Below are 15,305 nucleotides of genomic sequence, written 5' to 3' on the forward strand. Positions count from 1 at the left end.
TCACGTCGCGGTGATGCGCCTCGCAATATTCGCTTCACGCAACAGACATGGTCGATCAGTAGATGTGGTCGATCAGCGCGAAACGACAAGTCCCTTGGTGGTCACGACCACCCAGCGGCCGTCCTGCTTTCGGATCGCATCCACTTTGCCGAGACCCGGCACGGGATCGCCCGCATAGACCTCGTACAGACCGCCGCGGCCCTCGATCAACGCGCCGCCACGACCGACATCGCGCAGGACCCAGCCATCGAGCACGCGCAGCTTGGCGGTGTCGGCGCGGTTGGCCTCGGCCCTCGGTGCCTCGGCGCGCGCGGCCTCGGCCCGGCTCGTGTCCGCTCTCGGCGCCTCGGCCCGGTTCGCCTCCTGGCGGCTCGCCACTCCGGCAGGCGGCGCGGCAGCATTGATGGCCCCGACGGCCTGCTGCCCCGGCGCCGTATTGTCGCGCGCTGCCGGCTGCGCGGTCGCCGATGCCTGCGCCGCGCGCAGCCGTTCGACGGCGTCGCTCAGCCGCTGCAGCTCGCTCGGCTTGCCCGTCGACTTGGTCGACAGCTCGCCCAGCACTTTCTCGAGCCGGTCCAGGCGCTCGGCGGATTTGTTCAGCTCGACGAGACTGGTCTGGTTGGTCTGCTCCAGGCTGGCCTTGAGCGCGGCGACATCATTATCGATCCGCGACACGGTGGCTGCGAGCGTCGGATCCGACGTGGCGCCCGCCGTGTCCCCCACGGTCGCCGCGTTGGGGTGGCTGATCAAGGTTGCAGTCACCAGGCCACCGGCCACGCCGCCGACCACCATCGCCAGCAGCACCGTCGCGGCAACGGCCGGCAGGCGGAGCCTGCCAGCGGGGGCGAGCGGAGCGGATGATGGCTTTCCCGATTGCGACAGGATCGCGATAGCAGGCGCCTCGGCCGTCGTCGGCGCTTTGGAGCTCGCATTGAATTTGAACGGCTCGGCCTTGAACTTCGACGCCAAGTTCGATTTGGCCCAGGCCGTCGCTTTGTCGAACACCGCGCCAGCCTTGGTGCTGGTTGGCTCCGCCTTCGCGTCACGCGGACCATTCGGGCGCTGCGCCGCCGTGTCAGGCTTCGCCACAGGCTCGGACTTCGTCTCGACCTTGGCTGCAGCCTCCACCTTGGCCTCCGCCTTGACGGAAACATCGGGCTTTGCAAACGGCTCGGTCTTGGCGGTCACCACTGGCGTGACGGAGCCGTCCGGCTTTGCGCCAGCTGCAGCCTTGACTTGGGTCTCAGCCTTCACTTGAGCCTCAGGCTTCGGCGCGGCGGCTGCCATCGATCCGATCTTCGGGGCGTTTGCCGCGAGCATGGACAGCTTGGGTGTCTCAACCTTGAGCAGCTCACCCGTGGCGGCGCTGGTCTTGAGAGGCTCCGATTTGACAGGCTCGGTCCTGATCAGGTCAAGGATGGTCGCGGGTGACTTGGGAGCGCTCGCGTTGACGGGCGTCGGAGCGGCATCGACCTTGACCGGCTCCAGCCTCGGCTTGTCGGATTTGACCAGATCCAGTCGCTTCGGCTCCGTCTTGCCAATTTCGGTCTTCAGCGACTCGGCTTTGATGGCCTCGGCCTTGACCTCGACTGCCGGGTGATCGGCGCCGGGGGCCTCGTGATCGGGCGCGATCATCGGCTGTGCGGCCGGAGCGATCGCCGGCACGGCGATATCGACAACATCGGGGGACGCCGAGGTCTTCAGCGCCGGCTCAACTCCGGCGACGCCAAGAGAGGCAATGCCAAGGCTGGTCTGTTCGGCCGTTTGCTCGCTCACGTTCAAGTCTCCAGATGACGTTCAGCCCTTGGTAACCATTGTTAGCGTTTGATTGATTGCCAAAATCTTACTTTTCCTGGGCTTACGTGAGTTTTAGGAATTCATCCGGGGCGGATTTGCGCCGATAAAGTGGAGCAGATGTGGCAAGCGGTGCTTGAATATTCATCGTTAACGGCCGCGCCCGCAGGACACGCGTCCACGACATCCACGATGGGCCGAGCACCATAGCCTCTCGCGGCCGCCAGGCCCAGGCATTGCCGTCGTCACCGCCTCCATGTGTTCGGAGGGCGCAGGGAAGACCGAGTGCCGACAGGCACCCGCGGCCCCCGTGTGAACAAAAATCACGGGGAAGGAACCACAGGCACAGCCGGAACGACCGGCCTTCCCTGCGCGATGATTTAGCGGCTGCTTCGTAGTCTCCCCGGTGCGCCTGGCTTTCTGGTCTCCGTTGACTGCGCAGCACATCAGCGCCGAGGCAAGCGTGGCATCGGGGCATCGGGATGCAAGGCCCCTCCGACTTGACCGTCCGCACCGGACTCGCTCGTCGGCCCGCTCGCGCAGAACCCCAAGTCCGCGACGTCCACCGCTCCCCGCTGCTACGCCTCGTGACGATCGGCCGAAACGCCCTCTTCATTGCAGGCGGGATAGCCGGGATCATCGTAGTGATTTACCCGACACAACAAGCCGCCAAGCATGCAACAAACAGGCTCGAGGAGCAGTTTGTGCAGAGCGTGCATGCGGGAATTGCTCGTCGGGCTGGGAGACTACGAAAAGAGAGGATGGCCTATGCACCGCGTCGTGCATGAGAAAGTTCGTCGTAGCTACGAGGCAGGCGCGGCCTCCTTGTGGACAGCTCCCACCGTGAGCATCTCGCCGAAATCTTCGTGAGAGAGAGACGGATAGTACGACGGCCTGCGGCACCGTCTCCTTAGCGGCGCGGCCCGCAAGCTGCTCGCTGGCATGGACCGCCTCGCGCCGAATTACAACGAGCGTCCGAGGCGTTTCGCCGAGCACGTCATCATCGGGAAACCTCCGCGCCACTTGCCCAGCTCACCTTCTTACAGGTCTGGCGACGCACGCCTTGCTCCGGCGGCCAATTATTAGACGTTGGCGGACGTCGAAACCTGACGTAGCTTGGCGCGATATTTCAGGCAGTGGCTTCCCGTGAAACGCACAGATTTCTACAGATCGGCCGTCGAAAGCCTTGGCATTTTCCCAACGATCAACTTCGTCATCCAGAAGCGACGACGTTCGGATCTCCTGCGTTTGACGTCCAAACACCTGGACCACGCAGTCATCGCGCGACGCGGAACGAGCGACCTGGGCGTCTTCAACCAGATCCTTATCGAGCGCGAATATAGATGCCTGGACGATCTGCGAAATCCTGACGTGATCCTCGACCTGGGCGCCAATGCAGGCTACTCGTCAGCCTATTTTTTGTCGAGATTTCCAAGCTGCACATTGATCGCGGTCGAACCCGACCCAGGCAATTTCGCCTTGCTCCAGCGCAACGTTCAGCCTTATGGCGACAGATGCAAGACCCTGCAGGCCGCCATCTGGCCGCGCAAGGAACGGCTGTCTTTCGATCGCCGGACGATGATGCAGGGAGCGGAGTGGGGACGACGCATCGAAGCCAACGACGACTCCGTGCCTGTCGCAGCGGTGACCATGCCGGAGCTGATCGCGCTCGCCGGGCAACAGCGCATCTCGCTGCTCAAGATCGATATCGAAGGCTCAGAGAGCGCGCTGTTCAGCTCGGCGTGTGACGAATGGATCGATCATGTCGACAACATCGTCATCGAGCTCCACGGAGACCACGCGGAACGCACATTTCACGCGGCCATCGAACGACGGGGCTTTGCACTCTCGCACTGCGGCGAATTGACCGTGTGCCGCAGCGGTTGAGTCAACGATTGCGCTGCAGGATCAGGCCGGGCGCGAGGACTCGATCTGGCATAGATTTTTGTTTCCGGACGACTACGTTCCAGCGGTGCGAGTGCAGCGATCTGCTAATCCGACAGACATCTTGTCACATTCACTGAGTTCGATCGAACTCGCCGAAAGCGTTGACCCGCGCAATCCCCGCCTCGCCATTCGCTCAATCATGTCTCGCCCGGTGGATGCCGTGACTCCTCCGGACTGTCACGGCATCCGCCGAACGGGGGACACGACCAGGCGCGATCAGCCCGCGCATTCCGCCGCGTGCTGCGCGGCCATCTCGACATCGGCGGCGGTTACGCGCTGAAACGCGGCGCGCGCGGTGATGCGTTCCGCGTAGCGGACGAAGACGTCGTTCCGCGGCACGACGCCGAACATCATGGTCCAGTTCAGCGCGATTCCCCAGAGGATGTCGGCGGCGGTCATGCGTTCGCCGAGCAGATACGGCCCGGCGGCGAGCTGCTTTTCCAGCGCGCCGAGCATTGTATCGTAGTCGGCGTAAGGCGACTGCGTCACCGGCGCGGGATCGCGCTTCATGAAATGATCGATCACCGCGGGCTCGGACGACGAGCCATAATAGGCGATCCAGCGCAGATAGGGCCCGCGCCTGATATCGTCGAGCGCCGGAGTCAGCCCGGCCTGCGGGAAGAGATCGGGGAGGTAGATGAAGATCGCGACCTGCTCGGTCACGATCTGGCCGCGGTGGCCGATTGTCGGCACCTTGCCGAGCGGATTGATGGCGAGAAATTCCGGCTTGCGCTGCTCGCCCGCCTTCATGTTGAGAACGCGCAGATCGTAGGGCGCGCCGAGCTCCTCGAGCAGGACACGGGCGCCGGCGGCGCGGGTCTGCGGTGAATAATACAGCGTGATCTTGTCGTCGGCGGACATGATGGTCTCCTCCCTGATCGTTGCGACGGGGAGCTTGTCGCACAGGATACCTGACAATCCATGTCAGGTATGGTTTGATGGCCTATGCGCGCCAGCCGTCTGCTCTCGATCCTCACGACCTTGCAGGCCAAGGGCCAGGTCACCGCGCCCGCGCTCGCGGAGGCCTGCGAGGTGTCGGTGCGCACGATCTATCGCGACATCGACGCGCTCGCCGCCGCCGGCATCCCGGTCTATGCCGAGCGCGGCGCCGAAGGCGGGTTCCGCCTGCTCGACGGCTACCGCGTGCGGCTGAACGGGCTGTCGGCAGCCGAGACCGATGCGCTGTTCATGGCCGGGCTGCCCGGCCCCGCCGCAGCACTCGGCCTGGACAGCGCGATGAACGCGGCGCAGACCAAGCTGGTCGCGGCGCTGCCGCAGAACCTGCGAGCCAATGCCGGACGGATGCAGGCGCGCTTCCATCTCGACGCGCCCGGCTGGTTCGGCGAGGCCGAGGAGCCGCCACATCTGCGCGCGATTGCCGACGCGCTGCTCGCCGACCACCTGATCGACATCCGCTATCAGAGCTGGCGCGCCGAAAAGCGCCGCCGCGTTGCGCCGCTCGGCCTCGTGCTCAAGGGCGGCAGCTGGTATCTCGCCGGCCAAGTGGAGCGCAGCGTGCGCACCTATCGGGTCGCGCGCATTCTCGATTGCACCGTGACGGACGAGACATTCACGCGGCCGGCGGAATTCGATCTCGCCGCCTATTGGCGCGCCGCGACCGAGCGGCTGGAAGCGGAACTGCATCCGAAGCAGGCTACGGTGCGGCTGTCACCGCTCGGCGTGAAGCTGCTGGAGGTGTGGAGCCAGCCCTATGTGCGCGCGCGCACGCGGCTCGCCGACGGCACCGATGCCGAGGGCTGGCGCATCGCGATCATTCCCACAGGGACGACGCTGTGGCACGCCGCCGGCGAATTGCTGCGCTTTGGTGCCGAGGCGGAAGTGCTCGATCCGCCCGAGCTCCGCGCCAAGATGGCCGAGCTGGCGCAGGCCATGGCAAACCGTTACGCCGGCTCTGCGACGACGGTATAAATTTTAGACCACCGCCTTCCCCACGTCTTTGCGAGCGCAGCGAAGCAATCCAGGACCCAGCAAGGACTCCGGATTGCTTCCTGCGCTCACAATGACGGGGCGAGAGCGGTGCCCGCTCAGGTCCAGCCCCAGTGAGCGCGACCGGTAGAATCGGGGCTACAGCACGACCGGCGCGTCGGGCAGCTCGTTCAGATCGCCGGCGTGCGGTGGATAGTGCTTCGCCAGCTCGGCGGACACGGCGGCGATGCCCTGCATCACGCCCTGCTCGAAGCGTCCCTGCCTGAACTCCGCTTCCATCGCCCGGCAGATCGTCTCCCAGCGCGCGGCGCCGACCTTTGCGTGGATGCCGCGGTCGGCGATGATCTCGACATCGCGGTCGGCGAGCAGGAGGTAGATCAGGACGCCATTGTTGTGCGCGGTGTCCCAGATGCGCAGATGCGAGAACAGGTCGAGCGCGCGCTCGCGCGGCGGCTGGTTGCGCCACAGCGGCCGGCCGTCGAGCGCGCCTTCAACGACGAAACGCAGTTGGCCGGCATGGCTGCGCTCGCCATCCTGGATCGCCTGCTCGATGCGCGCCAGCACGTCCGGCGTGAAGATGCGCTTGAGCTGCCAATGATGCTGCAGGAGATGCCGGCCGATCCGTGTGATGCTCATTGCGTCCGCCTCACCAGCTGCCCGAGGCGCCGCCGCCGCCGAAACTGCCGCCGCCGCCGGAGAAGCTGCCGCTGTCGCTGGAGCTGCCGCTGCTCCAGCCCCCCGACGAGCCGCTCGTCCAGCCGCCGCGACGGGGGCTGCCCGGCGTATTCATCCCGGCAAAACTGTCGGCAATGAAGGCGATGACGAAGCCGGCAATGGCCGACAGCGCCGCCAGCCCGGCCGATCCCACCAGCAGCCAGGCGATCACGCCCATGGCGCCGCCGGTCGCAAGCGATCCGATCAGGCGGCCAAGCAGGGTCCGCAGGATGCCGCCGATCACCAGCGCGCCGAACAGCGCCACCGGCGCGAACGATGTGAGGGAGTCGAAGTCGAGATCCGTGCCATGCGACGCCTGCGGCTGCGGCACCGGCAAGGTCTCGCCATTGATCACGCCGATGATGCGATCGACGCCGGCGTCAATGCCGCCCGCGAAATCGCCCTGGCGGAATTTCGGCGTGATCACCTCGTCGATGATGCGTCGCGCGGTGACGTCGGTCAGGCTGCCCTCGAGACCGTAGCCGACCTCGATGCGCAGCTTGCGGTCGGTCTTGGCGACCACCAGCAGCGCGCCGTCATCGACCTTCTTGCGGCCGATCTTCCAGGTCTCGGCGACGCGGATCGAGAACTGCTCGATCGTCTCCGGCTGCGTCGTCGGCACGATCAGCACCGCGACCTGGCTGCCCTTGCGCGTCTCCAGATCCTTCAGCTTCTGCGTCAGGCCCGCGATGTCCGACGACGACAGCGTGCCGGTCTGGTCGACGACGCGGCCGGTCAGCTGCGGCACCGCGACGTCGGCCAGCACCATCGTCGCGAGGCAGACCAGCAGCGTCGCCAGCAGCGCCTTGACGGCCGACAATGCGCGCAAGAGGAACCGCTCCCGCTATTTCGAGGGCTGGGGGGACGGCGCGTTGAAGTCGACCTTCGGCGCGACCGAGATCTCGCGCTCGTTCTCGACCGTGAAGTTGGCCTTTTCCTTGTAGCCGAACGCCATCGCCGTCAGATTGTTCGGGAAGGTGCGGATGCCGACGTTATACTCCTGCACCGCCTTGATGTAGCGGTTGCGCGCCACCGTGATGCGATTCTCGGTGCCTTCGAGCTGAGACATCAGGTCGCGGAACAGCGCATCCGATTTCAGCTGCGGATAGTTCTCGGTGACGACGAGGAGCCGCGACAGCGCGCCGGTCAGCTCGCTCTGGGCCGCCTGGAACTTCTGCAGCGCCGCGGGGTCGTTGACGACATCGGGCGTGGCCTGGACGCTGCCGACCTTGGCGCGGGCGTTGGTAACGCCGAGCAGCACGTCCTTTTCCTGTTGCGCAAAGCCCTTCACGCTGTTGACGAGGTTGGGCACGAGATCGGCGCGGCGCTGATACTGGTTGACCACCTCCGACCAGGCCGCCTTGACCTGCTCGTCATTGGTCTGGATGGCGTTGTAGCCGCAATTGGTCAGGCTCAGCGTCATCAGCGCCGCCAGCACGGTCAGCAATTTCCGCATTGCGCGTCCCCCTGTTCGTCCGGTTGTGCCGCCCTCACACAGCACAGCTTTGGCGACGGCGCAATGACGGCACCGGCCGCCGGACATGTGTCTCGGCGGCCGGGGCGCGGGTTCAGGGAACCGGTGGGCGGCGATCGCCATGCGGATGCGTATCAGTTGCCCCGCAAGAGGCCGTTCAGCTGCCGTTGCGGTCGCGCAATTGGGTCACGAACATGTCCTGCCAGCTCGCCGGCTTGACCTTGATCGAGCCGACGCCGTGCATGAACTCGGCGATCTTGAGCACGCCCTCGGGCGTCGCGGAGAACCAGGTGTCCTTGTCCTGCAGCATCTCCAGCACCTCCTCCTTGGTGGTCTTCACCTTGGCAGTGCGGGCATAGATCTCGGCCGCGGCGGCCTTGTCGTTGGCGATCAGGGTGCAGGCCTCGTCGAGCGCGTCGAGGAAGGCCTGCACGACCTTCGGATTGGCATCCACGAAGCGCTTCGGCGCGAATACCACGTCCATTGTCAGCCGTCCGAGCACGTCGGCCGAATTGGCGACGCGATGGATCTTGGAATCCTTCAGCTCGATATAGGAGAATGGCGGCGAGGTGAAATGCGCCGTGATTTCGGTCTTGCCCGAGATCAGCGCCGCCACCGCTTCCGGATGCGGCAGGCCGACCGTCATCGGATCGAGCTTGGCATAATTCTCCTTGCCGAACTCATGCGCCGCCATCATCTGCAGCATCACGGCCGAGAGCGAGGTCTTGATGCCCGGCAGCGCGATCTTGTCGCCGGCCTTGAAGTCCTTCAGCGATTTGATCTCGGGATTGTTGGTGTTCATCCACAGCGAGGTCGAGCTGAGCCCGCTGACGCCGACCACCTCCACCGCGGGAATGCCCTTGGCCTTGGCCCACAGCGTGATGAAGCCGGGCGCGCCGGTGCCGGCGATGTCGAGCGAGCCGGCCATCATCGCATCGTTGATGATGTTGCCGCCGTCGAGCAGCTGCCAGCTCACCTTGAACGGACCGAGCTCGGCCTTCTCGGCGTGCTTCTCCATCAGCTTCTGATCCTCCATCACGATCAGCGGCAGATAGAGGATGCCATAGCCCTTGGAGAGCCTGACCTCCTTGACCTCGGCCAGCGACGCACCGGTGGCGCCGAGCAGCGCGGCAACACCGATCGCCGCCGCCGCGAGTGATTTGCTCCAGGACATGTTCGTCTCCTTATCCCTTGTTGTTATGGTTATAGCCGAAATCAGTGCTGCATGCCCCAGCGCCGCACCGTCTTGCGCTCGATCGTAGCGAACACGACGTTCTCGACGACAAGACCGATGAAGATCACGGTGAACAGGCCGGCGAACACGTTCGCCGTCTCCAGCTGGTTGCGGTTCTCGAAGATGAACCAGCCGAGGCCGCCCGCGCCGGAGGACACGCCGAACACCAGCTCGGCCGCAATCAGAGTGCGCCAGGCGAAGGCCCAGCCGACTTTCAGGCCGGTGAGGATGGCCGGGAAGGCGGCGGGGATCAGGATGAAGCGCACCAGCTTCAGCCCGCGCAGGCCGTAGTTCAAGCCGACCATGCGCAAGGTGTTGGAGACCGAGCGGAAGCCGGAATGGGTGTTGAGCGCGATCGCCCACAGAACCGAATGCACCAGCACGAAGATGATGCTGCCCTTGCCGAGGCCGAACCAGATCAGCGCCAGCGGCAGCAATGCGATCGCCGGCAGCGGATTGAACATCGAGGTCAGCGCCTCCAGCATGTCGGCGCCGATCCGCGAGCCGATCGCGATCGTGGTCAGCACGGCCGCGAGCGCGATGCCGATGCCGTAGCCGATCAGCAGCGTCTCCAGCGACACCAGCGTCCGCGCCGGAATCACGCCATTGGCGATGTTCTCGAAGAACGCGGAGAGGGTGTCGGTGAAGGTCGGAAACAGCAAGGGGTTGCCGAGCCACAATCCATAGGCCTGCCACAGCGCCGCCAAGGCCACCAGGATGATGGCCTTGCGGACACCAGCGACATGGTAGATCCGCTCGATGATGGACAGGCTCGCCTCGACCTTGACGTCGCCGAGGGGCGTCTCCGCATTGACGATTTCGGGGCGCAGCGCCAGCGTCTCGCTCATGATGCTCTCCTCGTGTTTCAGTGATGGCCGAACAGCATGTCGTTGATGCGGCCTTCGAGCGCGACCTGCTCGGGCGAGCCCATCGTGCCCGGCGGCACGCTGTTGAGCTCGGCGCGGACGCGGCCCGGATGCGGCGACAGCAACAGGATGCGCGAGCCGATCTTGATCGCCTCCTCGATCGAATGCGTGACGAACAGCACCGTGAAGCGGGTGTCCTGCCAGAGCTGCAGCAGCTCGTCCTGCATCTTGCGCCGGGTCAGCGCATCCAATGCAGCGAACGGCTCGTCCATCAGCAGCACGTCCGGCTCCATCGCCATGCCCCGGGCGATCGCCACGCGCTGCTTCATGCCGCCCGACAGCATGTGCGGATAGGAGTCGATGAACTTGGTCAGGCCGACCTTGTCGATATAGGACTTCGCCCGCTCATTGGCCTCGGCCGCACCCAACCGGCCGCTGGCGGTGAGCGCAAACACGACATTCTCGCGCACCGTCTTCCAGGGCAACAGCTGGTCGAACTCCTGGAACACCATCATGCGGTCCGGCCCGGGCTCGGTGACGTCGTGGCCCTTGAGACGGATACGGCCTTCGGTCGGCTTCAGATAGCCGCCGATCGCCTTCAGCAGCGTCGACTTGCCGCAGCCGGAGGGGCCGAGCAGCACGAAGCGGTCGGAATCGAACACCTTGAAATCGACGCGATAGGTCGCCGTGACCAACGTGTCCGGCGTCTTGTATTGCAGCGTCACGCCCTCGACCGAGAGCAGCGGCTCGAACTGGGATTGCGATTGATGGACGGTCATGCGTCCTCCCCTCCTTCATATTGCAGTGCGAAATTTCGCCCGGTGCACTTCGGCGCCCTTATTCGAAGTGATAGAGGAGGAGACTGACGCGAAACTGACTCCGAGGCGGACAACGAGACCTTGCGCATCCTGCTGGTGGAAGACACGCCCGAGATCGGCGCCGCCGTGACCAGCCGGTTCGAACGGATCGGCTACGCCGTCGACTGGGAAAAGGACGGCCGGACCGCGAGCGAGCTGATCGAGGTGCAGACCTATGACCTGATCGTGCTCGACGTGATGCTGCCGAACATGGACGGATTCGCCGTGCTCAAGCATCTGCGCAAGCGCGGCCTGCGCACGCCGGTGCTGGTACTGACGGCGCGCTCCGCGGTTGACGACCGCATCGGCGCACTCGACCTCGGCGCCGACGATTATCTGATCAAGCCGTTCGACTATCGCGAGTTGGAGGCGCGCGCCCGCGCGCTGCTGCGGCGCGCTGCGGGGCAGTCCGACAATCTGCTGACGCTGGGGCCGCTGGTGATCGACCGCGCCGGCCGCACCGCCAGCGTCGCCGGCCAGCCGCTGGACCTGACCCGGCGCGAGCTAACCGTGCTGGAAATTCTCGCCGCGCGGCCCGGCCGCTACGTCGCCAAGGAGGAGTTGGTCGAGCAGCTGTTCAGCTTCGACCAGGACCCGAGCCCGAACGCCGTCGAGCAGTTCATCGCGCGGCTGCGCCGCAAGCTGGCGGCAACAACAGTCGAAATCAAGACCGAGCGCGGCCTTGGCTATCAGCTCCACGCTTCGTGACATCAGGACATCGTTGCGCGCGCGGCTCTTGATCGCGATCGGCGCGATCCTGGCCGTGGGCGCGGTCGTGCTCAGCCTCGCCGCCTGGCAATATGCCGCGACCGCGGCGCGCGACGCCTATGACAGGCTGCTCGCCGGCGGCGCCGTGCAGATCGCCGAGAACATCTACATGCAGGGCGGCGTGGTGACGCTCGATCCGCCGGCCGCGGCCTTCGCGACATTATCGGCGTATGATCTGGTGTTCTATCGCGTCACCGATCCGCGCGGCGTCGTCGTCGCCGGCTATGATGATCTCGCCATCAGCGCGCCGGCTGCGGCGCTCCGGGAGGGCGTCGTGCTGCGCGACGGCGTCTATCGCGACCAGCCGGTGCGGATTGCCGCCGTGGCACGCCGGCTCGACGGTGCGCCGGGCGACGGCTGGAGCGCGATCGTGCTGGCGCAGACCCTGCGCGCCCGCGACAGCCTGACCTGGGATCTGGCGTCGAAGGCCATCGGCCTGATCGCGGCGATGAGCCTGCTGGCGCTGGTCGCGACCGCGCTGTGCCTCCGGCTGGTGTTCGCCCCGCTGACGCGGATCGAGGCCGAGATCGTCAGGCGACGCCCGGATGATCTCAGCCCCATCGCCATGATGCCCCCGCGCGAGGTGCGCGCTCTGGTCGGCGCCATCGACGGCTTCATGCAGCGCCTGTCGGAGCGCATCACGCTGATGCAGCGCTTCATCGCCGACGCCACCCACCAATTGCGCACGCCGCTCGCGGCCATTGACGCCGAGGTCGAACTGCTGACCGACCAGACCAGGGATCCGAAGGCGCTCGACAAGCTCCGTGGCCGCATCGCGGACCTCGCCCGGCTCACCAGCCAACTGCTCGATCACGCGATGATCCAGCACCGCGCCCAGGCGCCGCGTTTTGCGGCGACCGACATCAATGCGCTGGCCAAGTCGGTGCTGTCGCAGAGCGTGCCACTGTCGCTGGATCGCGAGGTCTCCGTCAGCTTCGTCCCGTCGGAGGGAGACACCGTGATCGCCGCAGATGCCATCAGCCTGCGCGAGGCGCTCGCCAATCTCATTCACAACGCGCTGGCGCATGGGGCGCGAACGCGACTGATGGTCAGGGTGGAGCGAGCGGCGGCGCATGTCGCGATCGTCGTGTGGGACGACGGACCGGGGATCGCAGCCGAGGCGCAGCAGCATCTGGTGTCGCCGTTCCAGAAAGGCGATGGATCGCATGGCTCAGGGCTTGGCCTGGCCATCGCCGCCGAGGTCGCGCAGGCCCATGGCGGGAGCTTGCGGTTTGCGGGCGGCGCTGGCGATTTCAGCGTGCGGTTCGAGATCCCGGCTTCGCCCTTCGCGCGCCATATCTAAACCTTTAGTTGTTTCATTACACGCCCTTTTGAAAATTGCCGATATTCGGTTGCCCTGCTTCGGGGAGCCGCGATGATCCGACCTGCCATTCGCCAATTTGCTGCAGCCATCGTCCTTCTGGCATTCGCTACCCCCGGAACGGCGGCCGCGCAGGATACTGGCGAGTGTGTGGCGTCGCAGCTCAGGAGCGATCCCGAGAGCGTCATCGCGGCCTGCTCCAGACTGATCGCCGATGGCGCCAAACCGGCCGCCGAGCGCGGCCGCGCCCTCTCGGTCCGGGGTTCGGGCTACTACTATACCAAGCGCTGGACCCTCGCGGCACAGGATTACGATGCGGCGATCGCGCTCCTTCCCACCGATGAGGAGCTGCTGCTATCGCGCTCATCGACAGCGCTCCGTCTCGGCGACGGCACTCTGGGCAGATCACTCATCGAGAAGGTGCTGACGCTCAACCCGTCGAACCCGGACGCGATGTGGCGCGTGGGCGCCGGGTATGAGGACGCCGGAGACTACCGCACCGCGATCCGCTTTTATGCGATGGCGCTGACGATCGCCCCGAGAAACCAGTATGCGCTGCTCTTCAGCAGCACCAGCAATCAGGGCCTGCGCCGTTTCGACGAGGCATTGAAGACAGCTGATGCTCTGGTTGGGCTCGGTCCCGACGAGATCAATCTCAAGCCCTATTTCGACTATCAAGGCAATCGGCTGGACTTCTATTTCATCGCTCTGAAGAACCGCGCCCGGATCCACTGGATGCTCGGTCACCTTGATCGCGCCGAGCAGGACCTGAACGCCGCTGTGACCTATCGCCGATCCGCCATGTCGCTCACGGCACGAGGTCATTTACTGACCTACACGCCCGGACGCGAGCAGCAGGCGTTTGCCGACCTGCAGGAAGCAAAATCGCTCGGATCCGAGCAATATGAGACATTCTTCGACCTTGGACTCATTCTCGCCAAGCGCCAGCAATTTCGGGAAGCGCTCGCGGAGTTCGATCGCGCTGCGGGGATCTTTCCTCCGTCCGGCGAAGCCGTTCGCATGCGCGCATTGATGCACCGGGAGCTCGGCGAAACCGACCTCGCTTTCGATGACATGATCCAGGCCGTGACCACCGAGGAGTCCGCGCTCAAGAAGACGGTCGTCGCGCTGCGCACAGCCGGCTATTGGCGATCGAGCGAAGCGCCGGACCAACTGACGCCCGACTTCAAGGACGCGATCCGCGCCTGCATGCTCGACAAGCTCTGCAAGTGAGCCCGCCGATGACATTCCGCATGCGCTTCGCGATTCCGCTCATGCTCATTGCCGAGCTGATGAGTACGCCCTCGCGCGCCGAAGACACGCTGGGTACGGCCGGCCCGATCCGCTCGTTCAGTTTCGGAACATGCAAGCTGCCTTATCCGGCCAGAGCACGCGGCGAATGCGATCCGCTGGAGATTTCAGCAACTCTGCCCGCGGATGTCCGTTCGCAGCAGCGCGTCCTCCGCGCCCGGCAACTCACCGAGATTGCCAGGCTGCCGCAAGCCATCGCAGAGTTGGATACGGCGATCACCGAGCAGCCCAGCAACGCAGCGGCCCTGCTGCTCCGCGCCCGGCTGAGAATCCCGGCCCAGCTTACCGAAGCCACCCGCGACGTGACGGCGGCGCTGCAGGCCGATGGCGACAATGCCGATGCGCTGGCAACCATGGCCTTCATCCTGATCGGTCAGGACGATCAGGCTGGACTCGAACTGGCCACCAAGGCCCTCGCGCTCAATCCCTTGTCGGTCGATGCGCTCTGGATCCGCGCCCTCCTGTCGAACCGGAGCGGCAGACCGGAGCAGGCGGAAGCGGATCTCGATTCCGCCATCGCGCTTGAGCCCGACGAGCGGCGACCGCGCATGACGCGCGCCGAGATTCGGCTGCAGAGCGGCAAGACGGCTGGCGCCAAGGAGGACCTCGATGCGCTGCTCGCGGCCGGGTCCGATCTCCAGGCCTTGCAGATGCGGGTGACGATTCTGGCCGGCATGGGAGACGACAACGGTGCGCTTGCCGACCTGAACAAAGTTCTCGGCCCGCCGGGGCAGCGCGTCCTTCCCGGCCCGGTGCGGCCCGACCTCGTCAACATGTTCGTGCAGCGCGCTCTGATCCTGACCCGCATTGGGCGAGAGCCGGAGGCCAAGCAGGACCTCGAAACCATCGTCACGCTGGGCGGCCATCGCGCCGTTCTACAGATGCAGGTCTATCTGCGGGGTCACGGTTTTCCAGACGTCAGTCTGGACGGGAAACGGTCCGAGCAGCTCGACGATGCGCTGCGCGCCTGCTTCATCAACAACGCCTGCGGCCGCGGCATCACCATTCGCGGATAGAATCACACCTGCTGTGACGTGGTGACCGCCGCGCCCGCGCACCGGCTTGCAGCGGA

Annotated in this window: 14 protein-coding genes; 6 read left to right on the forward strand and 8 right to left on the reverse strand. The window is 65.4% G+C overall.

The features are described from left to right. Positions 1 to 72: 72 nt before the first annotated feature. Positions 73 to 1,776 (reverse strand): hypothetical protein, encoded by a 1,704-nt coding sequence (locus HL671_RS28465; protein WP_172240876.1) that lies wholly within the window; start codon positions 1,774 to 1,776, stop codon positions 73 to 75. A gap of 1,164 nt (positions 1,777 to 2,940) precedes the next feature. Between HL671_RS28465 and HL671_RS38540 the strand changes: the two genes are divergently transcribed. Then, a complete protein-coding gene (locus tag HL671_RS38540; RefSeq protein ID WP_168167933.1) occupies positions 2,941 to 3,681 on the forward strand; it encodes an FkbM family methyltransferase in 741 nt (246 codons plus the stop codon). Between the two features lie 276 nt (positions 3,682 to 3,957). On the opposite strand, the gene HL671_RS28475 is transcribed toward HL671_RS38540, so the two are convergent. After that, entirely contained in the window at positions 3,958 to 4,602 is a 645-nt protein-coding gene (locus tag HL671_RS28475; RefSeq protein ID WP_172240879.1) for a glutathione S-transferase family protein, read from the reverse strand. An 84-nt stretch (positions 4,603 to 4,686) separates the two neighbouring features. Here HL671_RS28475 and HL671_RS28480 point away from each other — a divergent pair, with 84 nt between their 5' ends. After that, positions 4,687 to 5,670: a helix-turn-helix transcriptional regulator gene (locus HL671_RS28480; RefSeq protein WP_012046521.1), complete on the forward strand. Its 984-nt coding sequence runs from the start codon at positions 4,687 to 4,689 to the stop codon at positions 5,668 to 5,670. Between the two features lie 156 nt (positions 5,671 to 5,826). Here the strand turns inward: HL671_RS28480 and HL671_RS28485 are convergent, their stop codons facing one another. The 6 genes from HL671_RS28485 to HL671_RS28510 form a co-directional block, all read right to left on the reverse strand. Further along, the gene (locus tag HL671_RS28485) at positions 5,827 to 6,324 is read right to left on the reverse strand and encodes a TPM domain-containing protein (RefSeq protein ID WP_172240882.1); all 498 of its coding nucleotides are present in this window, start codon (positions 6,322 to 6,324) and stop codon (positions 5,827 to 5,829) included. Between the two features lie 10 nt (positions 6,325 to 6,334). Next, complete coding sequence (locus tag HL671_RS28490; RefSeq protein ID WP_172240885.1) at positions 6,335 to 7,231, reverse strand: TPM domain-containing protein; 897 nt, start codon at positions 7,229 to 7,231, stop codon at positions 6,335 to 6,337. A gap of 15 nt (positions 7,232 to 7,246) precedes the next feature. After that, positions 7,247 to 7,858, reverse strand: coding sequence for a LemA family protein (locus HL671_RS28495; RefSeq protein ID WP_012046524.1), 612 nt, complete (start codon positions 7,856 to 7,858; stop codon positions 7,247 to 7,249). Between the two features lie 175 nt (positions 7,859 to 8,033). Next, on the reverse strand, positions 8,034 to 9,050 hold the full coding sequence (locus HL671_RS28500; protein ID WP_172240888.1) for an ABC transporter substrate-binding protein: 1,017 nt from the start codon (positions 9,048 to 9,050) through the stop codon (positions 8,034 to 8,036). A gap of 41 nt (positions 9,051 to 9,091) precedes the next feature. Continuing rightward, positions 9,092 to 9,958 carry an ABC transporter permease gene (locus HL671_RS28505; protein WP_172240891.1) on the reverse strand — a complete coding sequence of 289 codons (867 nt, stop codon included), beginning with the start codon at positions 9,956 to 9,958 and terminating at the stop codon, positions 9,092 to 9,094. A gap of 17 nt (positions 9,959 to 9,975) precedes the next feature. Next, positions 9,976 to 10,755, reverse strand: a complete 780-nt coding sequence (locus HL671_RS28510; RefSeq protein WP_172240894.1) for an ABC transporter ATP-binding protein — start codon at positions 10,753 to 10,755, stop codon at positions 9,976 to 9,978. 120 nt (positions 10,756 to 10,875) lie between these two features. Between HL671_RS28510 and HL671_RS28515 the strand changes: the two genes are divergently transcribed. The 4 genes from HL671_RS28515 to HL671_RS28530 all read left to right on the forward strand — a co-directional run bounded on the left by HL671_RS28515 (position 10,876) and on the right by HL671_RS28530 (position 15,249). Beyond that, positions 10,876 to 11,541: a response regulator transcription factor gene (locus HL671_RS28515; RefSeq protein ID WP_012046528.1), complete on the forward strand. Its 666-nt coding sequence runs from the start codon at positions 10,876 to 10,878 to the stop codon at positions 11,539 to 11,541. Continuing rightward, the gene (locus HL671_RS28520) at positions 11,516 to 12,904 is read left to right on the forward strand and encodes a sensor histidine kinase (RefSeq protein WP_172240897.1); all 1,389 of its coding nucleotides are present in this window, start codon (positions 11,516 to 11,518) and stop codon (positions 12,902 to 12,904) included. Before HL671_RS28515 ends, HL671_RS28520 begins: the two co-directional genes overlap by 26 nt. A gap of 72 nt (positions 12,905 to 12,976) precedes the next feature. Continuing rightward, positions 12,977 to 14,155, forward strand: a complete 1,179-nt coding sequence (locus HL671_RS28525) for a tetratricopeptide repeat protein (RefSeq protein ID WP_148221541.1) — start codon at positions 12,977 to 12,979, stop codon at positions 14,153 to 14,155. 8 nt (positions 14,156 to 14,163) lie between these two features. Beyond that, positions 14,164 to 15,249: a tetratricopeptide repeat protein gene (locus HL671_RS28530; protein ID WP_210264141.1), complete on the forward strand. Its 1,086-nt coding sequence runs from the start codon at positions 14,164 to 14,166 to the stop codon at positions 15,247 to 15,249. Positions 15,250 to 15,305 lie beyond the last annotated feature (56 nt).

Source organism: Bradyrhizobium denitrificans (assembly GCF_013179005.1).
GTDB lineage: Bacteria > Pseudomonadota > Alphaproteobacteria > Rhizobiales > Xanthobacteraceae > Bradyrhizobium > Bradyrhizobium denitrificans.